The sequence below is a fragment of the Streptomyces sp. NPDC050439 genome (genome assembly GCF_040655335.1).
GTDB lineage: Bacteria > Actinomycetota > Actinomycetes > Streptomycetales > Streptomycetaceae > Streptomyces.
The window spans coordinates 246,394-268,850 of record NZ_JBFAJT010000005.1 but is presented as its reverse complement, the minus strand read 5'-3'; the positions used below and the strand labels follow the sequence as shown (position 1 = coordinate 268,850).

General features: G+C 70.0%; 23 protein-coding genes. 14 read left to right on the top strand and 9 right to left on the bottom strand.

Annotation, left to right across the window (positions count from 1 at the left end):
• Positions 1-142 precede the first annotated feature (142 nt).
• Positions 143-385, bottom strand: a complete 243-nt coding sequence (locus AB0I66_RS22385; RefSeq protein ID WP_363209674.1) for a DUF397 domain-containing protein — start codon at positions 383-385, stop codon at positions 143-145.
• 156 nt (positions 386-541) lie between these two features.
• Here AB0I66_RS22385 and AB0I66_RS22380 point away from each other — a divergent pair, with 156 nt between their 5' ends.
• Positions 542-997, top strand: coding sequence for an ATP-binding protein (locus AB0I66_RS22380; RefSeq protein WP_363209673.1), 456 nt, complete (start codon positions 542-544; stop codon positions 995-997).
• On the opposite strand, the gene AB0I66_RS22375 is transcribed toward AB0I66_RS22380, so the two are convergent.
• From AB0I66_RS22375 to AB0I66_RS22365, 3 genes are all read right to left on the bottom strand, one after another.
• Positions 957-1,601: a LysE family translocator gene (locus AB0I66_RS22375; RefSeq protein ID WP_363209672.1), complete on the bottom strand. Its 645-nt coding sequence runs from the start codon at positions 1,599-1,601 to the stop codon at positions 957-959. The two genes, AB0I66_RS22380 and AB0I66_RS22375, sit on opposite strands and share 41 nt — an antisense overlap.
• 141 nt (positions 1,602-1,742) lie before the next feature.
• Positions 1,743-2,582, bottom strand: coding sequence for a chitosanase (locus AB0I66_RS22370; RefSeq protein ID WP_363209671.1), 840 nt, complete (start codon positions 2,580-2,582; stop codon positions 1,743-1,745).
• Between the two features lie 148 nt (positions 2,583-2,730).
• The gene (locus tag AB0I66_RS22365) at positions 2,731-4,914 is read right to left on the bottom strand and encodes an alpha-N-acetylglucosaminidase (protein WP_363209670.1); all 2,184 of its coding nucleotides are present in this window, start codon (positions 4,912-4,914) and stop codon (positions 2,731-2,733) included.
• A gap of 170 nt (positions 4,915-5,084) precedes the next feature.
• Between AB0I66_RS22365 and AB0I66_RS22360 the strand changes: the two genes are divergently transcribed.
• Entirely contained in the window at positions 5,085-5,438 is a 354-nt protein-coding gene (locus AB0I66_RS22360) for a helix-turn-helix domain-containing protein (RefSeq protein WP_363209669.1), read from the top strand.
• Here AB0I66_RS22360 and AB0I66_RS22355 read toward each other — a convergent pair.
• Positions 5,407-5,793: a nuclear transport factor 2 family protein gene (locus tag AB0I66_RS22355; protein ID WP_363209668.1), complete on the bottom strand. Its 387-nt coding sequence runs from the start codon at positions 5,791-5,793 to the stop codon at positions 5,407-5,409. The genes AB0I66_RS22360 and AB0I66_RS22355 overlap by 32 nt on opposite strands.
• A gap of 298 nt (positions 5,794-6,091) precedes the next feature.
• Here AB0I66_RS22355 and AB0I66_RS22350 point away from each other — a divergent pair, with 298 nt between their 5' ends.
• The 9 genes from AB0I66_RS22350 to AB0I66_RS22310 are packed head-to-tail and all read left to right on the top strand — an operon-like array spanning position 6,092 to position 13,181.
• Complete coding sequence (locus tag AB0I66_RS22350; RefSeq protein ID WP_363209667.1) at positions 6,092-6,526, top strand: cupin domain-containing protein; 435 nt, start codon at positions 6,092-6,094, stop codon at positions 6,524-6,526.
• Positions 6,523-7,590, top strand: a complete 1,068-nt coding sequence (locus AB0I66_RS22345) for a class I SAM-dependent methyltransferase (RefSeq protein WP_363209666.1) — start codon at positions 6,523-6,525, stop codon at positions 7,588-7,590. The genes AB0I66_RS22350 and AB0I66_RS22345 overlap by 4 nt, the downstream gene beginning before the upstream one ends.
• On the top strand, positions 7,587-8,894 hold the full coding sequence (locus tag AB0I66_RS22340; RefSeq protein ID WP_363209665.1) for a beta-ketoacyl-[acyl-carrier-protein] synthase family protein: 1,308 nt from the start codon (positions 7,587-7,589) through the stop codon (positions 8,892-8,894). Before AB0I66_RS22345 ends, AB0I66_RS22340 begins: the two co-directional genes overlap by 4 nt.
• A complete protein-coding gene (locus AB0I66_RS22335; RefSeq protein WP_363209664.1) occupies positions 8,891-10,132 on the top strand; it encodes a beta-ketoacyl-[acyl-carrier-protein] synthase family protein in 1,242 nt (413 codons plus the stop codon). The genes AB0I66_RS22340 and AB0I66_RS22335 overlap by 4 nt, the downstream gene beginning before the upstream one ends.
• Positions 10,111-10,545 carry a holo-ACP synthase gene (gene acpS, locus AB0I66_RS22330; protein WP_363209663.1) on the top strand — a complete coding sequence of 145 codons (435 nt, stop codon included), beginning with the start codon at positions 10,111-10,113 and terminating at the stop codon, positions 10,543-10,545. The genes AB0I66_RS22335 and acpS overlap by 22 nt, the downstream gene beginning before the upstream one ends.
• Positions 10,546-10,592: 47 nt before the next feature.
• Entirely contained in the window at positions 10,593-10,847 is a 255-nt protein-coding gene (locus AB0I66_RS22325; protein WP_363209662.1) for an acyl carrier protein, read from the top strand.
• Between the two features lie 4 nt (positions 10,848-10,851).
• Positions 10,852-11,295 carry an SRPBCC family protein gene (locus AB0I66_RS22320; protein WP_363209661.1) on the top strand — a complete coding sequence of 148 codons (444 nt, stop codon included), beginning with the start codon at positions 10,852-10,854 and terminating at the stop codon, positions 11,293-11,295.
• A gap of 7 nt (positions 11,296-11,302) precedes the next feature.
• Entirely contained in the window at positions 11,303-12,313 is a 1,011-nt protein-coding gene (locus AB0I66_RS22315; protein ID WP_363209660.1) for a PfkB family carbohydrate kinase, read from the top strand.
• Positions 12,314-12,356: 43 nt separating this feature from the next.
• Entirely contained in the window at positions 12,357-13,181 is an 825-nt protein-coding gene (locus AB0I66_RS22310) for a cyclase family protein (RefSeq protein WP_363209659.1), read from the top strand.
• Positions 13,182-13,249: 68 nt separating this feature from the next.
• Here AB0I66_RS22310 and AB0I66_RS22305 read toward each other — a convergent pair whose 3' ends face one another.
• Positions 13,250-13,915 (bottom strand): response regulator transcription factor, encoded by a 666-nt coding sequence (locus tag AB0I66_RS22305; RefSeq protein ID WP_363209658.1) that lies wholly within the window; start codon positions 13,913-13,915, stop codon positions 13,250-13,252.
• Between the two features lie 345 nt (positions 13,916-14,260).
• On the opposite strand from AB0I66_RS22305, the gene AB0I66_RS22300 reads away from it, so the two are divergent.
• Positions 14,261-16,129 (top strand): alpha-L-fucosidase, encoded by a 1,869-nt coding sequence (locus AB0I66_RS22300; protein ID WP_363209657.1) that lies wholly within the window; start codon positions 14,261-14,263, stop codon positions 16,127-16,129.
• 195 nt (positions 16,130-16,324) lie between these two features.
• Entirely contained in the window at positions 16,325-17,797 is a 1,473-nt protein-coding gene (locus tag AB0I66_RS22295) for an MFS transporter (protein ID WP_363209656.1), read from the top strand.
• Positions 17,798-17,810: 13 nt separating this feature from the next.
• Here AB0I66_RS22295 and AB0I66_RS22290 read toward each other — a convergent pair whose 3' ends face one another.
• Positions 17,811-18,344, bottom strand: coding sequence for a PadR family transcriptional regulator (locus AB0I66_RS22290; RefSeq protein ID WP_363209655.1), 534 nt, complete (start codon positions 18,342-18,344; stop codon positions 17,811-17,813).
• Between the two features lie 120 nt (positions 18,345-18,464).
• On the opposite strand from AB0I66_RS22290, the gene AB0I66_RS22285 reads away from it, so the two are divergent.
• Positions 18,465-19,919, top strand: a complete 1,455-nt coding sequence (locus AB0I66_RS22285; protein WP_363209654.1) for an MATE family efflux transporter — start codon at positions 18,465-18,467, stop codon at positions 19,917-19,919.
• Here AB0I66_RS22285 and AB0I66_RS22280 read toward each other — a convergent pair.
• Both AB0I66_RS22280 and AB0I66_RS22275 read right to left on the bottom strand, forming a co-directional pair.
• Positions 19,894-20,826, bottom strand: coding sequence for a hypothetical protein (locus AB0I66_RS22280; RefSeq protein ID WP_363209653.1), 933 nt, complete (start codon positions 20,824-20,826; stop codon positions 19,894-19,896). The two genes, AB0I66_RS22285 and AB0I66_RS22280, sit on opposite strands and share 26 nt — an antisense overlap.
• Before the next feature lie 121 nt (positions 20,827-20,947).
• On the bottom strand, positions 20,948-22,435 hold the full coding sequence (locus tag AB0I66_RS22275; protein ID WP_363209652.1) for an MFS transporter: 1,488 nt from the start codon (positions 22,433-22,435) through the stop codon (positions 20,948-20,950).
• Positions 22,436-22,457: the final 22 nt, after the last annotated feature.

The following is a 22,457-nucleotide window of genomic DNA, read 5'->3' as shown; positions in this document are numbered from 1 at the left end:
TCGGGACTGGGGGATGGGTGGTGGGGTTTGGGGGCCGGGTGCGGATTGGTTCTTCCGGGTGGGCCGGGAGGGGTGGGGTGCAGGAAAATCCCGTGGGGGTGCCTTGTTGGTGGTGTGGGGGTGGGAAATTTTTGTGGGGGTGTCAGGGGCGGGTTGCGTACGTCAGGAAGCGCCGCCCGGGGTTCGAGTGGAGGGCGAGTTGGGGGCCCTCGGGGTTCTTGGAGTCGCGGATGTGGATGGTGGTGGCGGGGGAGGTGGCCACTTCGACGCAGTCGCCTGATCCACCGCTGCTGTACGTGCACTTGCGCCAGGCGAGAGCCACTTCGACGCAGTCGTCGCCCGAACCGCCGCTGTAGCTCCTCTTGAACCAGATCAGTTCAGACATCACGGGTAACCCCCGACGCTCGCGTTCAGATCCCCGCCGAATCGCCCATGATCACGGTCCGTTACTGTCGCTGTCTACCCTTTGCGCTCGTACGCATACGCAGCGTACGAGTCTGGTTGCTGGTGGGGTGGGGATGCGTACAGCCACGGTGGCCCCATGTCACTGAGAGCCCAAAGCCCCACCCCCGTAGCCACATTCAGGCAACGCCGCAGCTCAACCCCTCGCGGCGCTCGTCTCGCCCGGCGGTTGGCGAGGTACCACCTCGACGAGTGGGGCGTGCCGTACGGCAGTGAGGTGTCGGAGGCCGTCGTGCAGATCGTGGCCGAGCTTGCGGCCAACGCGGTTACGCACGGTCGTGTGCCGGGGCGGGACTTCGAGCTGAGGATGGTGAGGAGTGGGGGTGTCCTTCGCGTTGAAGTTGATGACACCCGGGGGGAGGGCGGGTCCGCGCTTGCGCGGCAAGTAGCGCCGGCCGACGCGGAGTCGGGGCGGGGGCTTCTTCTTGGGGCTGCGCTTGCGGACGCGTGGGGTGTTGTCGAGCGGGGGGTTGGTAAGACCGTGTGGGCGGAGGTTACGTTGCCGTCGCCGGGGCCCTGTCCGTTGCCAGTTTGATGGCCAGGGCGCCTAGGACCGTGCCCATTACGTAGCGCTGGGCTCGGAGCCAGGTCGGGCGGTGGGAGAGGAAGATTGCGATGGTGCCCGCCGCCATGACTATGGCCAGGTTCACGATCAGGCTGATGGAGATCTGGAGGCCGCCCAGTGCGAAGCCCTGGAGGAGGGTGTGGCCCGCGGTCGGGTCGATGAACTGGGGGATGAGCGAGACGTACATGATGGCGACCTTCGGGTTCAGGAGGTTCGTCAGCACTCCCATGGTGAACAGGCGCCTGGGGGAGTCGGGGGCCAACTCCTGGTGGGAGAAGACCGATATGCCGCCCGGCTTGAGTGCCTTCCAGGCGAGCCATGCCAGGTAGGCCGCTCCGGCGAGTTTGACCGCCAGGTACAGCTGGGGGACGGCCAGGAAGACAAGGGACAGGCCCAGGTTGGCCGCCGTCAGGTAGACGAGGAAACCCACGGCCACCCCGGCCAGGGAGATCGCTCCGGCGCGCCTGCCCTGGGTGATGCTCCGCGAGACGAGGTACATCATGTTGGGGCCGGGGGTGAGCACCATGCCGAGGGACACCACTGCGACGCCGAGCACCGCGTTCATTCCGATCATTCTGCAAGCATCGGGCGGCTGCACGGTCCGGCACCAGCGATGAATTCTTCATGTAACCCGTAAGCGTTGCTTCATTGGAGCTCTTCTCATCGGCGCGGGGCCTGTGGTGGGGCCCCGCGCCGATGTGTGGGGGGTGCGGGATCAGTTGATGCGGTACGGGTCTCCGTACACCTTCCACTCCAGTGGCGTGTTCAGGTTCAGGTTGCCGTTGGTGAGGAACACCCGTTGTGCCGTGTCGACTCGGCTCGTGTCCTCGTGGGCCTCCTCCTGCTTCATCGCCCAGACGCGTGCGTCGAGGAACGCGTGGAGGTAGGCCGTCTCGTCGCCGCCCTGGGCCGGCGGCTTGGCCGAACGCAGTGCGCGCTTGCGGATGTTGCGGAAGCTGGTGTTGTCGCCGCCGTCGCCGTGCATGACGATCGCGTCGTAGTACGCGAACTGGCCGAGGACGCCGATGCCGTCCGCCTTGCCCTGTCCGACCGCCGGGTTGAAGTAGACGCGGTCGCGCTCGTCGTTCTGTGCCCGCTGGAACTCGGGGTCGGCCGCGGCCCTTTCCCAGTCGCCCTTGTACGTGGGGTCGAGGCCCTCGTGGGAGTCGGTGCCGTCCACCTCGCGCAGGGCGGGGAGGTACTTGGCGAGGATGTTGCCCGGCTTTCGGCGGGTGTAGAGCTCGACCAGGTCGAGCATGTCGCCGGTGCCCGAGCAGAAGCCGATGATCCCGGCGGTGTAGCCGCGGCCGTCGCCGATGTCCTCGCAGTAGCGGTAGTGCTCCTTCCAGTTGAGGCTCGAGTTCTCCGCGCTGCACACGATCTTCATGGCGATCTCCTTCTTCGCCGGGTCGTCGAGTCCGCTGGCTTTTGCGGTGGGAGTCGCGCCCGCCGTTCGGGTGGCTATGACGGGGCCTGCGATGAGTGAGGCGCCGAGGATCGTGAGCAGGGTGCGGCGTGAGGTGTGGGGCGCCGGGGCGCGGTGGGGGGTGGGCACGGGACCTCCAAGGTGGGGGAGTTCGTCGATCCGACGGTTCTTGGCTCTTCCGCGTACTGTTAGGAAGGTTTACTACCAGAGATCGGAGGTGACGTATACCCGTCAAGGAGGGGGGAGTTGGGGATCTTGGGGAGGGTGGGGTGCTCGGCTAGTTGGTTTGGGTGAGGCGGGCCTGTACTTGAACTGCGACTTTGTACGTGTTCCCTGTGGGGCGGGTCGCGAGGCGGCCTGGGTTGCGGATCCAGCCGTCCTCGATGGCGAACCAGTCGATGGTTTTGGGCGGGCGGTTCTCGGTGAGTGCCGTGCGCAGTTCCTTGAAGTAGGTCTCCCAGCGAAGGTGGTAGAGGCCGCCTACCAGTCCGGCCCACTCCCGGTTGGCGTAGTCGCGCAGGCCCGCGTCCGCCCCGGATCGCGTGCCCCAGACGGTGAGGAGCGACAGCTGGTCGTAGGCGAGGTGCTCCTTTTCTGTCGCGTCCGCGCCCCATGAGCGGGCGTCCGCCACCCAGCGGCCCAGGAGGTGGCGGGAATCCGTGGATGTGAGTTTGTCGAGGAGGGTCATCAGGTCCAGCCAGGTGCGGGTCAACTGGTCGAAGAGGGGCTCGTTGCGTTTGTCGTACGCCTGCTTGATCTGGGGGAGCAGTACCCGGCTGCGGTTGGAGAGCGCCTGGCGTGCCACGTCCAAGAGGTCCTGGCGGTAGGCGGAGGAGTTGCGCAAGGTGCGGCGTACGGCGAGGAGTTGGGTCAGTGCGGGTTCGAAGTCGGATGGGGTGTAGCGCATGGTCTTTGGTGACCAGGCCGCCGCTGACTTCGCGTCCAGGGCGGGGCGTGCGCCGAAGAGGCCGTCCGCGCCCTCGGCCCACTGGTCGGCGCGGGTCGTGCCGTACGCGGTGCGGCGCAGGGTGTCCCAGGCTGCAGCCGCGTGGGGGTCGGCGGCGCCGTAGCGGGAAACCGACCAGTCGGCGAACCAGGTGGGGAGGTCCAAGGAGCCTGTGCGCCACGGTAGTTCGGAGAAGAGCTCGAAGGCTGCCGGGTTGTTGTCCGCCGCCTCCGGCATCAGGGAGATGCCGCGCAGGGCGCTGTTCTTCTTGGTGCGCCACTTCTCGTAGAGCGCCGCCCAGTCGGGGGTGTTGGCGCCGAGTGTGGTGTGGCCGCCGAAGTTCCAGATCGAGCCGAAGGTGTAGGGGGTGTCGTTCCAGTCGGACTCGCGGTCGGTGATCTTCGAGAAGCGGTCGGAGAGGCCGTCGACCACCAGCATGCGTGACTTGTCGACGGCGTCGACGATGGCCTTGGGCGGGTTGCTCTGCCAGCCGAGAATCACCCAGGTGGCGCCCGGGTGCGCGGACTGGAGGGCCTTCTCGACTGCCTTCGCGGCGTCCGGGACCGGGACGTCGCCCGGCTTTCCGCCCTCGTGCAGGAGGTCCATCTTGTACATCGTCGATGAGCCGAAGAGGTCGTCCTGTGCGCGGTAGAAGGCGGCGGCGACCCGGGTGAAGTGCTCGGTGCGCGGGTCGAGCCAGTCAGGTCGCGTGAAGCCGACCCAGTCGCCCTGGGGCACGGTGCGCGCGCCGGGATTCTTCGCGGTGAAGCCGGGCGGGACCGTCCCGAAGTAGCCGGGGAACACCGGGGTCATGCCGAGTTCGCGCAGGCGGTCGGCGATGCGTCGGCCCAAGGTGGCCCGTCGGGTGAGGAGTTGGGAAGAGACGGGGTGCGGGAACGACGACATGTTCTGGAGCAGCCACCATGGCTGGTGGGCCGGGGCCGGGATCCACTCGCGCAGCTCCTTGTCGGAGTAGCCGAACTCCTGGAACACGCGGTGGTAGAGCGCGTCGGCGCCGACGTACACGAGAACCTCGTTGTAGCCGTGCAGTGCGAGCACGTCGATCTCGCGCTCCCAGTACGACCAGTCGTGGTACGCCCCCGTGTAGCCGTCGTTCGTGTCGTTCAGGACGAAGCGGTGGGGGGTGTTGGCGCTGCCCGTCATGGGTTTGTCGAGGCCGGGAAGGCGGTCGGGCAGGCTCAGTTGAGAGCCCGCCCAGGTGATGTTCGCGTGGGTCTTGTGCTTCAGGTAGTGGTGGAGCGCTTTGAGTTGGACTGCGGGATTGCTGCCTGTGACCGTGATGCGGCCATCTCTTCCTGCTACGCGGAAGGTGTCGGCTGGGCCCTCGGTCACGAACGTCAGTTGTTTGTGGTGGCCGGGCAGCAGGCGCCGGGCTGCCTTGAGTGCGGGGGGCGCGGAAGGCGGGGCGCCGTCTGCGGTGGAGCCGGAGCAGGCGACGGCGGCGCCGGTCGTTCCGGCGAGGGCGGTGAGGAAGGTGCGGCGGGCCAGGGGCATGACGTAGGGATACCCTCCCGGATCGGCGGTGCTCGGCATCGGCGGGGCGTGTCGACGGCGCACCACGATGAACCGGGCCCGCATCATGGTCAAGGACGCGCAGGAGCCTTGCGTGAGCCGCCCTAACGGTCTCCGTTTCGAAAGTCGAAGCGCGGTGTTACCGTCGGCGGATGTCCGCACCGCTGCCCGGCCGGCCCACCCCCGCCTCCACCACCGGCCGCCCCCTGATGGCCGCGCTCGACCTGTTCGGGCGGCGCTGGAGCCTGCGGATCGTGTGGGAGCTGCGGGCCGGGCCGATGGGGTTCCGTGCGCTGCGGCAGCAGTGCGACGCCATGTCGTCGAGCGTGCTGCGGCAGCGTCTGACCGAGCTGCTCGAAGCCCGGCTCGTGCATCAACTGCCCGACTCTTCCTATGCGTTGACCGCCCTGGGGCGCGAGGCCCATCAAGCCTTGCTGCCCCTGGACGGATGGGCGCGGCGCTGGGCGGAAGAGGTCAGCGTGAACTCGGCAGCGGATCAGCCGTGAGGGCTTCGCGCATGAGCGACACGGCGGTCCGCAGCGTGCTGAGCGGGCGGATCAGCAAGGTGGCCTCCGTGAGGCGTCCCTGGTCGTCGACCTCCTGCACGAACGCGCCGTAGACGGTCTCGTCCCGGACGCTGCCGTGGAACGTCGTCACGCTGTGCCGTCCGCCGTCCTCGGTGAACTCCTGGACGGGCTCGATCCCGGTCAGGCACTGGCCGAGCTTCGGGAACAGGTGCGCCACGTCGTCCCTGCCGCTGTAATCGGCGACCGGGCTGTGGAACACGACGTCCGGCGCGAGCGGGAGGTCAGCCTTGCCTGGGGCGGCGGGTGCGAGCAGGTCACGTACGTCGAGGCTCATCGGTGTAGGTCCCTCCTGGGCGTGTGATTCGATTTTCGAATCGTACGGGCATGAGGGGCGTCGCGGGAAGTCCATGAGGCCGTCCCCGGAAGTCCAGGTGCGGGCAACTCCGGCGCTGGGTTTGGGACTTCGTCCCACGGCCGTGGGCGTTCCGCCCCGCGTGGTCCGGCTTCAGGTCCCGGCGTCGGCGGTGGTCCATGCCCATAGATGGCCTTGCTCCCGCTGTCTTACGTTCGCAATCGGCGCCGCTCGAAGCTGACATCGCGAGGCGCCCATTCCCTTCGGAGAAAGGCAGCAGATGAAGCGTGTGCACAGGACCGCGGTCAAGGCCGAGATAGTCCGCGAACCCGGGGCGAAGGAAACCACCCACCGGAAACTCATCGATACGCCGGACGGCGCCGACCGCTTCGTCCTCACCGAATTCGAGGTCGCGCCGAACGGCTCCACACCGCCCCATTTCCACGAGTGGGAGCACGAGATCTATGTGCTCGAAGGCTCGATGGGGCTCGTCATGCCCGAACTCGGAAAGACCGAGGAAGTCGGACCGGGCGACGCCATATTCATCCCCCGGGGCGAGCCCCACGGCTTCGTCACGGGACCGGACCAGACCTGCCGGTTCCTGGTCGTCGCCCCCTGCGAGCGGCCCCCGGTACGGAACGTGTTCCTCTCCGAGGACCCGTACGAGTACACGCAGAACCCCGAGTACGTGAGCCTCGTGGAGGGCGGCAGGTGAGCGCCCCGACGGCTGCCGCCCACCGTGGCGCCCTCGCTCCGTACGAGGAAGCGCCGGACCCCGGTCCGCTCCTCGCCCTGAACTTCGGCTTCGCCCGCGCCAGAGTCCTCGGCACCGCCCTGGACCTGGGGGTGTTCACCGGCCTCGCCCGGGGCCCGCGCGCCACGCGGGGGCTGGCCGCCGAGCTGGGCTGCGACGCCGCCGCGCTGCGGGGGCTGCTCGCCGCCCTGGAGGAGCTGGGCCTGGTCGCCGGCGGCGGGGCGGAGAGCTGGACGCTCACCGGCCTGTCCCGTGCCTATCTCGTCGAGGGCGGGCGCGGCTATCTCGGCGGCCACTTCGCCGACGTGCTCGCGGAGTGGGACCGGTGGGGCGGCCTCACCGAGCTGGTGCGCAGAGGCGGGCACGGTGGCGGGGAGCTGGGTAGGCCCGGGAAACGGGGGCTGTTTCCGGGGATGTTCGCCGGGATCTTCCCGGTGGGGGTGCGCACGGCGTTCCGTGCCGTGCGGGAGCTCGGCCTGCGGGACGCGGGCCACGTCCTGGACCTCGCGTCGGGCGCCGGCGAGTGGGGCATCGCGCTGGCCGCCGCCGCCCCGGAGGCACGGGTGGTGGCCCACGACGTACCGGAGCTGCTCGGCGCCGCGCGTGAGCGGGCCACGGAGTTCGGTGTGGGGGAGCGGTTCCGTTTCGTCCCCGCCGACTTCGGTGGGGAACAGGCGCGCCGTATCCCCAAGGCGCCCTTTCCCGCCGGTTGTTTCGACACCGTTGTGCTCGCCCATCTGAGCCGCTTCGCGGGCCCTGACGCCACCGAGCGCCTCGTCCAGGAGTGCGCACGGCTGCTGCGGCCCGGCGGCACCCTCCTGATCGTCGACGTCATGCGCCAGGAGCCGGGGCGGCCCGCCCTGCACCGCCCGATGATCGCGCTCAGCCTCCTGGTGAACACCGGGGCGGGCGGGGTCCAGGAGGAATCCGCGTACCGCGCGGTCATGGAGAAGTACGGCGTGACGGCAAAGGAGTCCGTCACGCCCGGCCTCATCACCGTTCTGACAGGAGAAAGGCGTCAGTGATTCACGTGCAGGAAGCATTGCGAGAAGTGGTGGTCACCGGCCTGGGTGTGGTCAGCCCGGCCGGGATAGGGACGGAAGCGTTATGGGCGACCATCTCGGCGGGGAAGAGCGTCACGAAGCCGTTGTCCGGCATCACGAGTTCGGCGCTCTTCGGGGACTTTGATTTTGTCTCGGGCTCGATCGCCGAGGTCCCCGGATTCGAGGAGCAGATACCGGGGCTCCCGAATGAGGTGCAACGCCTCGACCGGTACACGCAGTTCGCCGTCGCGGCCGCCTACCAGGCCGTACGGGACGCCGGGCTCACCCAGGGGACGTACGACCCCGAGCGCGCCGGCCTTTCGCTGTCCACGGCCGTCTGCGGCACCCCGAAGATGGAGGAGGAGTTCCTGAGGGTCACCGACGAGGGCCGTAAGCCCGTCGACCCGGCCAAGGCGGGCCGCGACCTCTACCTGGCATCCATGTCGAACACCCCCGGCACGGTCCTCTCGGCGCTGCTCGGCATGCGCGGCCCGTGCGTGACCCTGTCCACGGGGTGCATCGGCGGCGTCGACGCGATCGGCCACGCCTATGAGGCGATCCGCCACGGGGAGGCGGACGTGATGATCGCGGGGGCCACGGAGGCGCCCATCACCCCGGTGACGGTGGCGTCCTTCGAGATCATCAACTGCCTCTCGCGCGCCCACGGCGACCGCCCCGAAGCCGCGTCACGCCCGTACGACGCGGGGCGCGACGGCTTCGTCCTCGGCGAGGGCTGCGGCATCGTCGTACTGGAGTCGCGCGAGCACGCCGACCGGCGCGGCGCCGCGCCCTACCTGACGGTCGACGGCTTCTCGCACACCTCGAACGCCGCGCACATGACGGATCTGCTCTCCGACGGCGAGGACCTCACCCGCGCCATGACACAGGCCGTCGCGGAGGCCGGCCTGCGTCCCGAGGACATCGACCACGTCAGCTCGCACGGCAGCTCCACCCCGCAGAACGACACCTGCGAGACCAGCGCCCTCAAGCTCGCCCTCGGCGAGCGCGCCCGGCAGATCCCGGTGAACTCGGCCAAGTCGATGGTCGGCCACGCCCTGGCCGCCGCGAGCGCCATGGAGATCGTGCTCTGCGCCCTCGCGGGCAAGCACTCCTTCGTCCACCCGACCGCCAACTACGAGACCCCCGACCCCACTTGTGACCTCGACTACGTCCCGGGCGAGGGCCGCCCGTGGCACGGCGAGGCGATCCTCAAGGGCGCCAGCGGATTCGCGGGGCTGCACGCCGCGCTCGTCACGCGGGCCGTGCGGGAAGGGGCGCACCGATGAGCGTCGTCATCACCGGCATCGGCGCGGTCACGCCCGCAGGCACCGGCATCGACCCGCTCTGGGACAGCGCATGCGAAGGCATCCCGCGGGTCGCCGCCATCGACCGCTTCGACGCCTCGGAGTACGCCACGTCGGCGGCGGGCCAGTCCGACTTCGACGCGGGCGCCGAACTGCCGTCCCGCTTCGTCAAGCGCACCGACCGCTTCACGCACCTGTCCGTGCACGCCGTGCGCCAGGCCCTCGCGGACGCCCGGATCACCGTGGGCGGAGAGGCGTCGGCCGAGCGCACCGGGGTCATGGTCGGAAACATCCTGGGCGGCTGGGAGTTCGCCGAGCGCGAGCTGCGCCACCTGTGGACCGACGGGCCACGCGCGGTCAGCCCCTACCAGGCCACCGCCTGGTTCCCGGCGGCGCCACAGGGCAACATCTGCATCGACCAGGGGATCAAGGGCCCGGCGCGCACGTTCGTCGCCGACCGGGCCAGCGGTGCGTACGCGCTGATCGGCGGGGCCGAGGCGCTCCTGCGTGACCGCGCGGACGTCGTGATCGCGGGCGGCGTGGAGGCACCCCTCTCGCCCTACGGCTGGCTCTGCATGGAGACCAGCGGCCTCGGCGCCAAGTCCCGCGGCTCGCTCGCCCCGCACGAGCTGTACCGGCCGTTCGACGCGGGCCACGGCGGCAGCGTCTTCGGCGAGGGCGCGGTGTTCCTGGTCATGGAGCGCCGCGAACACGCCGAGCGGCGCGGGGCACGCATCCTGGGCGAGCTGGCCGGCTGGGGAGTCAGCACCGACGGCTACATGCCGTACTACACCGTCGAGCCGACCGGGCAGGTGCTCGGCCGCGCCATGCGGACCGCGACGGAGCGCGCCGGGATCTCCGGCGGTGACATCGCGGCGGTCTTCGCACACGGCTCGGGCATCCCCTTCGAGGACGTGACGGAGGGCTACGCGCTGCACGAGGCGTTCGGCCCCTCCGTGGCGCGCCAACTCCCGGTGACCGCGCCCAAGTCGGGCTTCGGGCACCTCCTGGGTGCCGCGGCGCCCGCCGACGCGGCCCTCGCCCTGCGGGCGATGCGCGACGGGGTGCTGCCGCCGACGGTGAACCTGGACCATCCGGCTCCCGGGATCGACCTCGACCTGGTCGCCGGGCAGGCACGTCCGGTCGGCGACTGCGAGCACACGCTGGTCGTCTCGCGCGGTCTCGGAGGTGTCAACGCATGTCTGTTGCTGAGGCGTTGAACGCGCGGGGCGCTGTGCCCCGGGCGGCCGGAATCCGGGCGGTGGGCATCGACGTCGTCGACGTCGAGCGCCTGCGCGCCATGACCGAACGGCGTGGACAGCGGCTCGCGGAGCGCTTCCTCACCGTCAACGAACTGGCCTTGTGCGACGGCGCGTCGCCCCGCCACCGGGCCTCCCGCATGGCGGGCCGCATCGCCGCCAAGGAAGCCGTGCGCAAGGCGCTCGGCGGCCACGGCGAAGGCCTCGGCTGGCGGGACGTCGAGATCGGCCGCGAGGCGTCGGGCGCACCGGTGCCCCGGCTGACGGGCCGGGCCGCCGAGGCCTTCCGGCGCGCCGGCTACAGCGGGCTGCACGTGAGCATCTCGCACGAGGCGGGCGTGGCCGTGGCGATCGCCGTCGCGGTGGCGGACTGACGGCAGTCGACCACAAGACCCATCACCTTGAGGAGCAAGTGAGTCACATGGACATCCGCGAGAACGTCGTCACCGTCATGCGCGGTGCCGGATTCGAGGGCGAGGAGCTGACCGACGACCGGCGCCTCGCCGAGGACCTCGACATCGACTCGACCGAGCTGGTCGAGATCGTCGTCGCCCTTGAGCAGCACTTCGGCGTCAGCATCGACGCCGACGCCGAGGGCGGCTTCCGCACCGTCGGGGACCTCGTCGACCGCGTGGGGCGCCTGCTGCCGGCAGGCGCCGCCACGGTGGGGAGCTGACACGATGCCCAGGATCGAGAACAGCGTCGTGATCGAGGCCGACGCCCCGCGCGTCTTCGACATCACGAACGACATCGGCCGCTGGCCCGACCTCTTCGACGAGTACCGGCACGCCAAGGTGGTCTCCCAGGAGCGGGAAGGCCGCTGGACGGAAATCCTCTTCGAGCTGACCAACCCCGAGGGCGCTACGTGGAGTTCGTGGCGCCTTCTGGACCACCGCGAGCTGACGGCGGTCGCCGAGCGGCGCGATCCGCTCTTCCCGTTCCGCTACATGCACCTCAAGTGGAGCTACCGGCAGGTGCCCGAGGGCACCCTGATGACCTGGGTCCAGGACTTCGAGGTCGACGACGCCTTTGATGTCCCGCTGCCGACCGTCGTGGAGCGCATGCAGCTGCACACCCGGCAGAACCAGGCGGGCATCAAGCGGAAGATCGAGTCCGGGGCCTGAGTCCCCCGTGCCCATCGCCGTCACGGGGGTCATCGCGATGGACCACCTCATGACCTTTCCCGGCCGGTTCCCGGAGCGGCCGGGGGCTCCCCGGGCCCGGGAACAGCCGGGGGCGCGCCGGCCACACGTCGCGTCGCTGGCCTTCCTCGCCGAGCGGCTTCGGATACGCCGGGGCGGCGCCGCCGCCGACCTCGCCTACGGTCTCGGCCTCCTGGGGCTCGACCCGGTCCTGGTCGGCGCAGTCGGCTCCGACTTCGCCGACTACCAGGTGTGGCTCAAGCAGCACGGCGTCGACACCGAGTCCGTCCTCGTCGTACCGGGCGAGCACACCGCCCGGTACGTGTGCGCGACCGACACGGAGGGGGAGCGCATCAGCACCTTCCGGCCGGGGGCCATGCGGAACTCGGCCACCCTCTCGCTGCGTCAGGTCGCGGAACGCACGGGCGGCATCGGTCTGGTGGTCGTCGAGCCGGGCGATCCGGCGGCGATGCTCCGGCACACCGCGGAATGCCGTGCGATGGGGCTGCCGTTCGTGGCCCACCCCGCTTGGCAGATCGGCGGGATGGGGCGTACGGATCTGAAGTACTGCGTCTCGGGCGCGAGTTGCCTCGTCACCGACGAGGGCGAGGCGGCGCGGCTGAGGGAGCGCACCGGCTTGAGCGGTCCGCGGATTCTCGAACGGGTCGGGGTGTGGGTGACCACGCTCGGCGCCGCCGGGGTGCGGATCGAACGGGCCGGCCGTGAACCGTCCCTCGTCCCCGCCATCGGCTCGGTCACCGTGGCCGAGCCGAGCGGGGCGGGGGCCGCGCTCCGGGCGGGCCTCGTCGCCGGGATCGCCCGGGGTGCACCGGTCGGGCGGGCCGCCCAACTGGGGTGCGCGCTGGCCTCGTTCGCGCTGGAGACCTCCGGCACGCAGGAGTACGCGCCGGACGTACGGCGCCTCCTCAACCGGGTCAGGGAGGCGTACGGGCAGAGGGCGGCGGTCGCGATCCGCCGCCTGCTCACCTACGCCCCGTAAGGCGTCATCGACCGAAGAATCCAGCCAGAGAGAGGGGCCGACCATGTACGTGGACCTGAGTATCCCCATCGACCGCCGAGCGCCCGGCGTGGAGTTCGAGCAGTGGCTCCACCAGGACGGCATCCGCCACCTGTCGCGCAGGATCAGGGCGCTGCCGGGGGACAGCCGCGCGGACCGGCGGCGCAACTACTGGCGCTGGCTGACCGGCGCCCGCAGGCTGCGCGCACGCGATGTGCCCGGCGGCTGCTTCCTCTCCAACGAGTTCTACCGGATGTCCGTGCACCAGGGCACACACGTGGACGCGCCCTTCCACTACGGCCCCGAGTGCGCGGGCCGGCCCGCGAAGAAGGTGCTCGACCTGCCCCTGGAGTGGTTCCGCGGGCCGGGTGTCGTCCTCGACGTACGGGAGTGCGGGCGCGGGGGGCGGGTTACGGCCCGCGACGTCAAGAAGGCGTTGCACGCGGCCGGTTCGGAGGTGGGGCCCGGGACGGTGGTGCTCTTCCGCACCGACGCGGACCTGCGTCTGGGCACGCCCGCGTACTTCACGGAGTCCACCGCCATCACGCCCGAGGCGGTCGACGAGCTCCTTGATCTCGGGGTGAAGGTGCTCGGCACGGACTGCTGGAGTTTCGACGGGCCCGCCCGCGCGATGGTGGAGAACTTCTACGGGACCGGGGACCCCGCGGCTCTCTGGCCCACGCATATCCATGGCAGGAAACGCGAGTTCATCCAGATCGAAGGGCTGGCCCGCTTGCGGGACCTCCCGCAGAACGGCCGCCCCTTCACCTTCATGGCGTTCCCCATCGCCCTTGCCGACGCGGGCGCGGCATGGTGCAGGGCCGTCGCCGATTTACCGGAACCGCATTGAACGGGTCAATTGCCCGGAAAATGGGGACGAGTTCCCGAGCGGTGTCAGGGAGATGGCCGTCCGGTGCGTCACGGGTCCGTCGCGAGTCCTCCGGGGCTTCCCAGGGAGCGTTTCGCGTACAGGACGGTCTGGACGCGGTTCGGGGTGCCCAATTTGGCGTAGATACGGCTCAGATAGTTGCGCACGGTCTTCGGGCGAATGCCGAGAACGGTGGCGATGCAGTCGGTCTCGTGGTCGTCGGCGACCATGGACAGGATCTGCCGCTCGCGCTCCGTCAGCGTCGACAGGGCCGCGTCGTCGCCGCGGTGGCGGCCCGCCATGAGCTGCAGGATCGGGCCCGCGGTGGCCGCGGTGAACGCGGCGCCGTCGCGGTGCACGGCGAGAAGCGTCCCGCGCAGTTCGGCCGCGTCGATGCTGCGGGAGAGATAGGCGTTGGCCCCGGCCACGAAGGCCTCGCGCATATAGACCGGCTGCTGGTTGGAGGAGAGGATGACGATGCGCACGTGACCGGACTCGCGGCGAATGGCCCGGATCGCGTTCATCCCGCCCGTACCGGGCACGGCGAGTCCCATCACGACGATCTGCGGGCGCTGCCTGCGTAACTGCTCCAGTGCGGTGGCCGCGTCATGGGCCATGGACACCACAGAGAATTCCGTAAAGCCGTCGAGAAGCTTTCGGAAGCCTTCGAGCACGAGTTGTTCGCTGTCGACGAGCAGGATCTTTATCGATGACATGATGGCCCCCGTTTGGCTGATTTCCATCGTCGACGAATTATCCGCCTGAACCGATGCTACACCACTCGCACAAAGGTTCTTTCGGTGAATAGTCAATAGAGAAGGCAGGCCTGCGCGGGTTATATCGGAGTCACAGATTCCTTTCACGGGCTGATCGGAATTCGCTTGAAATCAATAGGGAGGTGGGGCTGGCGAGGTGGCGTGGGATCGCTCGGCGTAGTCATCGGAGCGATGGCGCATGATCGCGCCAACATCTGTCACATCAGGGTCAGTTGGGCGCATTGACATCCGATGTATTCGACCCTACGTTCCCGAGCGACCCGTCAACCTCAGGGAGCCGCCCCCATGCGCACACAGCTCAGCCGCACCCGGCGCAGAGTCGCCGGGACCGCCCTGCTCCTCGCCTCGGCCCTCGCCGCGACCGCCGTACCCTCCGCGGTCGCCGCCCCGACGGAACCCCCCGCCGCGACCTCCCCCACGGCCGAACGGCCGGCGTCCACCGGCCCCGGAACCGACCACGCCACCGACGACCCCTTCACCGCCGACCGCACCAACTGGTGGCGGCAGGACCGCTTCGGGATGTTCATCCACTTCGGCGCGTACTCCAACCTGGAGGGCGAGTACAAGAAGGCCGACGGCTCCGTGTGCCGTGACGCCGAGTGGATCCAGCGCCAGTGCGACATCCCGAAGGCCGAGTACGAGAAGCAGGCCGCGGCCTTCGACCCCGCCGACTTCGACGCCAAGGCCGTGGTCAAGGCGGCCAAGGACGCCGGAATGCGCTACATCGTCATCACCTCGAAGCACCACGACGGATACGCGATGTGGCCCACGAAGGTCAACGACTGGAGCCTGCGCGACCACTCGTCCTTCGACAAGAACCGCGACATCCTAGCCGAGTTGAAGAAGGCATCCGACGACGCGGGCATCAAGTTCGGCTTCTACTACTCGATCTGGGACTGGCACGACCCGGACTTCCCCGACCCGGCCACCTTCCCGAAGTACGAGAAGCGGATGCGCGCCCAGCTCAAGGAGCTGGTCGACACCTATGACCCCGCCCTGCTCTGGTTCGACGGCGAGTGGGACACGGACAAGCCCCACAACCCCTGGACGGCGAAGGACGGCGAGAAGCTGGAGGCCTACCTCCGTGACCTCGACCCGGACCTGATCATCAACAACCGCGTCGGCAAGCGCCGCGTCGTCGACGGCGACTACGGCACCCCCGAGCAGGAGATCCCCGGCGCCCCGGTCGACGGCCAGCTCTGGGAATCCTGTATGACCCTCAACGGCCACTGGGGCTTCGCGCGCTACGACACCGACTGGAAGTCGTCGGCGACGCTGGTCAGGAACCTCCTCTCCACGACGTCCCGCAGCGGCAACTACCTCCTGAACGTCGGCCCCGACGCCCGCGGCCGCGTGCCGCAGCCCTCCGTCGACCGCCTGAAGCAGATGGGCGACTGGCTGCGTACGGCAGGCCAGGGCAACGCGGTGTTCGGCGCACGCTTCGGCGGGCTCGTCGAGGAGCCGTCCTGGGGCTCGGTCAGCCGCAAGGGCGACAAGCTGTACGCGGCGGTCACCCGGTGGCCCGCGTCCGGCGCCGCCCTGCACCTGAAGGCGCGTACGGACTTCGACGTCACCTCGGCGCGGGTGCTCGGCAGCGACCAGAAAGTGGCGGTCACCAGGTCCGGTGACGGCTTCGACCTGAAGCCGTCCGGCGCCGCCACCAACGACACCGCCACGGTCATCGAGCTGAAGGTGGACCCGGGCCCGACCGCCCGCCCCGGCAAGGGCAAGGGCCTGAAGCAGGAGATCTTCGACAACGCCGAGCTGAGCGGCACCCCGAAGATCACCCGCACCGACCGCTCCATCAACCACGCCTGGAAGTACGAGGGCTCACCCGCGGCGAGCATCCCCTCCGACCGGTTCGGCGTCCGCTGGACCGGCACGCTGGAGCCGCGCCGCTCGGAGACGTACACGCTGACGACCGTCTCGGACGACATGGCGCGGGTGTGGGTCGACGGCAAGCTCGTCATCGACTCGTGGACGCCGCACGAGCCGAGGATCGACAAGGCGCAGGTCGCCCTCACCGCGGGCAAGCGGCACTCGATCAAGGTCGAGTACGCGGAACAGACCGGCGAGGCCCACATGAAGCTGCTCTGGTCCAGCCCCGGTCAGGAACAGCAGATCGTGCCGGCGTCGCAGTTGTACGCGCGCTGAGCGAGCCGGGCCCCAAGTCCCGCGGAGTCAGGACTTGGGGCCCGCCCCGCGAGGACCAACGGCAGGCACCTTCCGTTCCGCGAATTGGGCAGTGTGGATCGACGTCCGACTGGGCAGACGACCGTTCGTCGATCCCTGACCTCCCAGGTCAGGCGGTTGATGACAGCCATTGCCGAACAAGAGAGTGACTGCACCGTGAGCGCGCCCGAAGCCCCCGAAATACCGGCACCGCCAGCTCCGGAGGCCGTGGCCCGGCACCGTGCGCTCTTCCGTGCGATCCACCGCCGCAAGAATCCGCGGCTGCGTCAGTCGGACATCACGGTCACCGAAGAGGCCCAGGTGCGGCGGGCGGTGAAGGCCACCGCGCTCGGCAATGCCATGGAGTGGTACGACTTCGGTGTCTACGCCTACCTCGCGGTGATCATCGGCAAGGAGTTCTTCCCCTCCGGCAACGACACCGCGCAGACGCTCTCCTCGCTGGCCACGTTCGCCGCCGCGTTCCTGGTGCGCCCCATCGGCGGCATGGTCTTCGGGCCGCTGGGCGACCGCGTCGGCCGCAAGAAGATCCTCGCGCTGACCATGATCATGATGTCGACGGCGACCCTGGCGATCGGCCTGATCCCGTCCTACGCCACCATCGGCGTCTGGGCCCCGGTCCTGCTCGTCCTCTGCCGCATGGTGCAGGGCTTCTCCACGGGCGGTGAGTACGGCGGCGCCGCGACCTTCATCGCCGAGTACGCGCCGGACAAGCGCCGCGGATTCTGGGGCTCCTTCCTGGAGTTCGGCACCCTGATCGGCTACACGGTCGCGGCGGTCCTGGTGACCGCGCTGACCATGGGGCTCAGCGACGACACCATGCAGTCCTGGGGCTGGCGCATCCCGTTCCTGGTGGCGGCGCCGCTCGGACTCATCGGCCTCTACCTGCGGCTGAAGCTCGACGAGTCGCCCGCCTTCCAGAAGATGGCGGAGGCGGAGAGCGGGCCGGCCGCCGAGCGCCAGAAGAAGTCCCTCAAGGACTCCTTCTTCGGCCAGTGGAAGGCGATGCTGCTCTGCATCGCGCTGGTGGCCGCGTTCAACATCACCGACTACATGCTGCTGTCGTACATGCCGACGTATCTGACGCAGCTCGGCTTCGGCGAGACCGGCGGCCTGATGTCCATCGTGGTCGTCATGCTGATCCTGATGGCGCTCATCAACTCCGTCGGCCGCCTCTCCGACCGCATCGGCCGCAAGCCGGTCCTGATGGCGGGCTCGGTGGGCTTCTTCGTCCTTGCCCTGCCGGCCTTCCTCCTCATCAAGCAGGGCGGCACGGTCGCGGTCTTCTCGGGCCTGCTCATCCTGGGTCTTGCCCTGGTCTGCTACCTGGGCGCCATGTCCTCGTCGCTCCCGGCCCTGTTCCCGACGGACGTGCGCTACGGCTCCCTCTCCATCGGCTTCAACATCTCGGTCTCGCTCTTCGGCGGTACGACCCCGCTGGTGGTCGCGGCACTGATCGGCGCGACCGGCAACGACCTGATGCCCGCCTTCTACACGATGCTCGCGGGCCTGGTCGGCATCATCGCGGTGGCCGCGATGAAGGAAACGGCCCGCAAGCCCCTGGAGGGCTCCCCGCCGTCGGTCGCGACGCCCGAGGAAGCCCGCGCACTGGTGGCGGCCCAGCGCCCCTGACCGTCACGCACTCTCATCGGCGCCCGTCCTCCAGGGCGCCGATGGCCTCGGTCAGCCACTTCTTCTCCTCCGTGCCGGTGGCGCGCGCGATCCGGAGCATGCCCTGACGGAAGAGGTCGGGCGTCTCCTCCGCCGCCACCGGCTTTCCGTCGCGGTAGAAGAAGCTCGCCGGTGTGTCGAGGAAGGCCTGGCGGCGGCGGAGCACGGCGGCCTGCTCGGCCGGGTCCGGGAGGTGGCGCAGGAACGCGAGCAAGGTGAAGAAACGCTGCCCGTCGGTGATTTCGGCGTCCTTGGGGGCGCGGAGCCTGGCGAGGAGTTCGTCTCGTCCCGCCGCGGTGAGGGAGAGGATGCGGCGCGGCGCCGCGCTCTTGCCCGGTTCCGTGCGCTGCTCGACGAGACCCGCCTTGACCAGGCGGGTGATCGCCGGATAGAGCGCGCCGTCGCTCACTGGCCGGATGTGGCCGCTGAGGCCCTGGATGCGGGACTTGAGGTCGTAACCGTGCAGGGCCTCCTCGTGGAGAAACCCCAGGATCGACAGCTCCAGCATTGAGTTGAGCCCCTTCCGCGTACGCGCCCGTCGTCGGGTGTGCCCTTGTCCGGCCGTGCGGTTGATGCTATCTCTTTCCGCTGTACCTCGAATCGAGGTACAGCGGAAAGAGGGGGATGGATGGCAGGCGCGGCAGCACCACCGATGGACCACAGGCGCAGACTGGTCGCACTCGCGTACCCGGTCTACTTCGAGCTGCTCGCCGGGGTCACGGCAGGAATCATCAACATGGTCTGGGTGGCCCGGCTCGGCGGAGCCGCCGTCGCCGCGGTGGCCGTCGCCACGAACGTCGAGAACCTGCTGCTCGGCGTCATCCTCATGGCCGGGTCCGGTACGACGGTCCTGGTCGCGCGGGCCAGGGGAGCGCGGGACCCGGCCGCGACACGGTCCGCGGTGCGCGGCGGCTGGGCCCTGTGGGCACTGATCACACCGGTCGTGGCCGTCGGCGGCTATATGTGCCGGGAGCCGCTGGCCCGGTTGGTGCTCGGCGGAAGTGACGGGGACGCGCTCGCCCTGACGACCGGCTACTTCGCGATCGCGCTGCCGGGCATGGCGGTCTACTTCGCCACCAGTGTCGTCGACGGAATCCTCAAGGGCGCGGGCGACACCCGCACCCCGATGCGTCTCGCCCTGCTGGCCAACGGCCTCATCCTCGTACTGGACCCGCTGTTCATCCTCGGACTCGGACTCGGGGTGCGCGGAGCGGCGATCGCCACGGTCATCGGCCGGACGGCGGCTCTGATCTGCGGACTCGTGGCGCTGCGCCGCCGGATGCGCGAGGAAGCGCGCGATCAGCCGCAGCCGGTCCGCGACCGGCGGACCGGTTCGAGCCGCGTGAGCCGCGTGAGCCGCGTGAGCCGCGTGAGCCGCGTGAGGCGCCTGGCCGCCGACGCGCGCGCCACGGCGGCGACAGGGCTTCCGATGTCCGCCGACTTCGTGCTCCGCATGACGGGCGCCCTCGCCCTGATCGCGGTCGTGGCCAGGATCGGCGTGGGCGAAGTGGCCGCGTACGGGATCGCGACGAAAGCAATGTATCTGGCGACGATGGCCTTCTACTCCGTGCGCCAGGCCGCGGCCATCCACACCGCCCATCTGCTGGGCACCGGCAGTGACGAGCGGCGGGCCGTCGGGCGCCAAGCGGTGCTCGTCGCGGGGGTGTTGGGCGTCGGAGCCGCCCTGCTGCTGCTCGCCGCAGGGCCATGGATCATGCGGGCGTTCGGAGCCGAGGGCGAGGTGGCCGACGCGGGGGCGCTCTATCTGCGTTGCCTGGGGCCGTACTTGGTGCTGCTGGCCTGCTTCATCGCCCTGGGCGGGGTGTTCGAGGGCAGCGGCGGGAGCCCGGCCCTCGCCCGCATCACGGGATGCGGGGTGGTGGTGCAACTGGGCCTCGCGTACGCCCTGTCGGGCCTGGGGCTGCCGGGTGTCTGCCTGGCCATGGCGTTGTCCATGGCCGTGCAGTGCGCGGCGGTCGGGCGGCTCTACCGGCGTGCGGGGCGTACGGCTTCGGGATGCCCCGCACGGCGCGAGCCGCGGTCGGGCGGTGCCGGGGTCAGTCGCAGAGGCGGCGCGTGGTGAGGGAGCCGCCCGCGTTCTCGTCGTCCGTGCCGAGGGCCGCGAGGTCGGAGCCGGGAACGCACTGCAGCGCCTCGATCTTGTAGCCCTCGAACGTGTCCAGGAGTTCGGGCGACTCGGAGACCGAAAGAAGCACCCCGCCGTCGCGGGTGACGGTCAGCTTGCCCGCGTCGCTCACGGCGGAGTCGAACGGGCCGTCGTCACCGGCGTCGGACGCCGAACTGACCAGAAGGCGGCCCGACTTGGTCACCTCGATGTCCGAGGCGTGGCGCACCTCGCCCTTCGGGTAGGGCGCACGGAGCGTCGCCTTCTGCACCTCGCCGAACTCGGAGTCACCGTAGGAGCTGATCGAGAACGGGGCCGCGTACAGCGTCGCGGGGCGGTCCGTGCCCTCGCCCCGGTCCGCCCAGACCGCCGCCATCTTCCCGTTCCGTTCGGTCAGGGTGAAGCTCTCGAAATTGTCGCCGGCGCCGATCGCGGGCAGCGGTGTGATGTCGAGGACCTTCGCGGCCTCCCCGGCGTCGGTCAGCTTGACGTGGTAGGCGATCCCGCGGCTGGCGACGGCCACGAACTCGTCGGTCGTGCCCGGCACCGCGTCGACCGCCTCCAGGTCCACGGGCTCGATGCCGTCCTGCCAGGTGATCGCCGCGACCTCGGCGGGGCGGCCGACGCGATGGGTCACCTCCGCGATGCGGTTCTCGCCGGGCCGCTTGTTGTCGCGCACGACGAGAGCACGAAGATGATCACCCGAACGGTAGGTGACGGCGAGGCCGCTGATGCCGGACTTCACGTCGTCCCCGACCTGGTGCCACCGGCCGGCCTCCGGCTGCGCCGTGGACAGACCGGTGCCGAACACCATGGCAACTCCCGCGCCCAGTGCGGTCATTGCGGTCAGAAGGGTCTTACGCATGGTCAGGGACCTCTCGCTCGATGTGCGACGCGCGTAGATTTTCACGGCTCGCCGGACCGTAATGGCCCGGCCGACCGCGAGGCAAGGGGAGTACCTGGTTCGGTCTAACCAGCGGACGGGCTCACGCCGTCGTGGGCTCGCGGTGTTCCTGCTCCCGCTCGCGTCCGACGGTGCCGACGGCGGTCGTCGCCTCGCGCCCGGGGCGCAGCAGCGTCACCGCCAGGGCGAGGCCCGCGGCCGCGATGCCCGTGGCCACCCAGAAGGCGAGGCGGTAGCCGTCGGCCGTGGCCGCCACGGTCTGCCCGCCGTCCGCGAGCAGGTCCTCCGTGCGTCCGGCCGCCAGCGTGGTCAGTACGGCGAGCCCCAGCGAACCGCCCACCACCTGCGTGGTGTTGAAGAGCCCGGAGGCAAGACCCGCGTCCTCCTCGCGCGCCCCGGACATCGCGAGCCCCGTCACGGCGGGCATCGCCGCCGCGAACCCGGCGCCGAGCAGCAGCATCGCGGGGAGCACGTCGACGACGTACGACCCCTCGGCGGGCAGCCGGCCGAGAAGGGCGAGGCCGGCCGTGATGAGGACGAGCCCGGCGAGCAGCGAGCGGTACGGTCCGAAGCGGCCGATCAGCCGGGCGGACAGGCCCACCATCAGGACACCGATGGCGACGGGCGCGGGCAGGAACGCGAAGCCCGTCTGCAACTCCCCGTAGCCGAGCACGCGTTGGAAGTAGAGCGCGCCGATGTACTGGAAGCCGTACATGCCCGCGATCATCAGGATCTGCACGGCGTTGGCGCCGGTCAGGGTGCGGGAGCGGAAGACGCGAAGCCGCAGCAGAGGGCGGGCCGCGTACTGCTGCCGCACGGCGAAAGCGGCGAACAGGGCGAGGGAGAGGGCGGCGAGCGCGAGCGTGGCGGGCGTCCCGTGCTCCGCGGAGCCGACGATGGTGTAGACGGTGAGCATCAGGGCGCCGGTGACGAGTGCCGCGCCCGGGTAGTCGGCGCCCCCGGCCAGGCCCGTGCCGCGGTCGGCAGGCAGGACGCGTACCGCGGCCACGAGTGCGACGACCCCGACCGGCAGGTTGATCAGGAAGATCCAGTGCCAGTTGAGGGCCTCGGTGAGCGCACCGCCCAGGAACGTGCCGAGCGCGCCGCCCGCGGCGCCGACCGCGCTGAACACCGCGATGGCTTTGGCCTGTTCACGCGGCTCGGGGAAGAGCGCCACCAGCATGCCGAGCACGACGGCCGAGGTCATCGCCCCGCCGACCCCCTGCACGGCGCGTGCCGCGATGAGCAGCCCCTGGTCGGTGGCGACCCCGCACAGCACGGACGCCGCGGTGAACACGGCGAGACCCGAGACGAACATCCGCTTGCGGCCGATGAGATCACCGAGCCGTCCGGCGAGCAGGAGCAGGCCGCCGAAGGCGATGAGGTAGGCGTTCACGACCCAGGCGAGGCCCGGTGCCGAGAAGCCGAGATCGCTCTGGATGGCCGGCATCGCGACGGTGACGATGTTGCCGTCGATGATCGTCATCAAGAGGCCCGAGGACAGCACGGCGAGCGACGCCCGGCGGGAACGTGAGGGGGTGGACGGTTTCTGGACCCTGGCCTCGGACATGATGAAAACCTCCATGAACTGC

Excerpts from the sequence above, each read along its gene's own strand:
- AB0I66_RS22335 (WP_363209664.1), top strand. The coding sequence starts at position 8,891 with ATGAGCGTCGTCATCACCGGCATCGGCGCGGTCACGCCCGCAGGCACC.
- AB0I66_RS22365 (WP_363209670.1), bottom strand. The coding sequence starts at position 4,914 with ATGCCCCTGGCCCGCCGCACCTTCCTCACCGCCCTCGCCGGAACGACC.
- AB0I66_RS22325 (WP_363209662.1), top strand. The coding sequence starts at position 10,593 with ATGGACATCCGCGAGAACGTCGTCACCGTCATGCGCGGTGCCGGATTC.
- AB0I66_RS22375 (WP_363209672.1), bottom strand. The coding sequence starts at position 1,601 with ATGATCGGAATGAACGCGGTGCTCGGCGTCGCAGTGGTGTCCCTCGGC.
- AB0I66_RS22385 (WP_363209674.1), bottom strand. The coding sequence starts at position 385 with ATGTCTGAACTGATCTGGTTCAAGAGGAGCTACAGCGGCGGTTCGGGC.
- AB0I66_RS22355 (WP_363209668.1), bottom strand. The coding sequence starts at position 5,793 with ATGAGCCTCGACGTACGTGACCTGCTCGCACCCGCCGCCCCAGGCAAG.
- acpS (WP_363209663.1), top strand. The coding sequence starts at position 10,111 with ATGTCTGTTGCTGAGGCGTTGAACGCGCGGGGCGCTGTGCCCCGGGCG.
- AB0I66_RS22310 (WP_363209659.1), top strand. The coding sequence starts at position 12,357 with ATGTACGTGGACCTGAGTATCCCCATCGACCGCCGAGCGCCCGGCGTG.
- AB0I66_RS22360 (WP_363209669.1), top strand. The coding sequence starts at position 5,085 with ATGTCCGCACCGCTGCCCGGCCGGCCCACCCCCGCCTCCACCACCGGC.
- AB0I66_RS22275 (WP_363209652.1), bottom strand. The coding sequence starts at position 22,435 with ATGTCCGAGGCCAGGGTCCAGAAACCGTCCACCCCCTCACGTTCCCGC.
- AB0I66_RS22380 (WP_363209673.1), top strand. The coding sequence starts at position 542 with ATGTCACTGAGAGCCCAAAGCCCCACCCCCGTAGCCACATTCAGGCAA.
- AB0I66_RS22305 (WP_363209658.1), bottom strand. The coding sequence starts at position 13,915 with ATGTCATCGATAAAGATCCTGCTCGTCGACAGCGAACAACTCGTGCTC.
- AB0I66_RS22280 (WP_363209653.1), bottom strand. The coding sequence starts at position 20,826 with ATGCGTAAGACCCTTCTGACCGCAATGACCGCACTGGGCGCGGGAGTT.
- AB0I66_RS22320 (WP_363209661.1), top strand. The coding sequence starts at position 10,852 with ATGCCCAGGATCGAGAACAGCGTCGTGATCGAGGCCGACGCCCCGCGC.
- AB0I66_RS22350 (WP_363209667.1), top strand. The coding sequence starts at position 6,092 with ATGAAGCGTGTGCACAGGACCGCGGTCAAGGCCGAGATAGTCCGCGAA.
- AB0I66_RS22290 (WP_363209655.1), bottom strand. The coding sequence starts at position 18,344 with ATGCTGGAGCTGTCGATCCTGGGGTTTCTCCACGAGGAGGCCCTGCAC.
- AB0I66_RS22300 (WP_363209657.1), top strand. The coding sequence starts at position 14,261 with ATGCGCACACAGCTCAGCCGCACCCGGCGCAGAGTCGCCGGGACCGCC.
- AB0I66_RS22285 (WP_363209654.1), top strand. The coding sequence starts at position 18,465 with ATGGCAGGCGCGGCAGCACCACCGATGGACCACAGGCGCAGACTGGTC.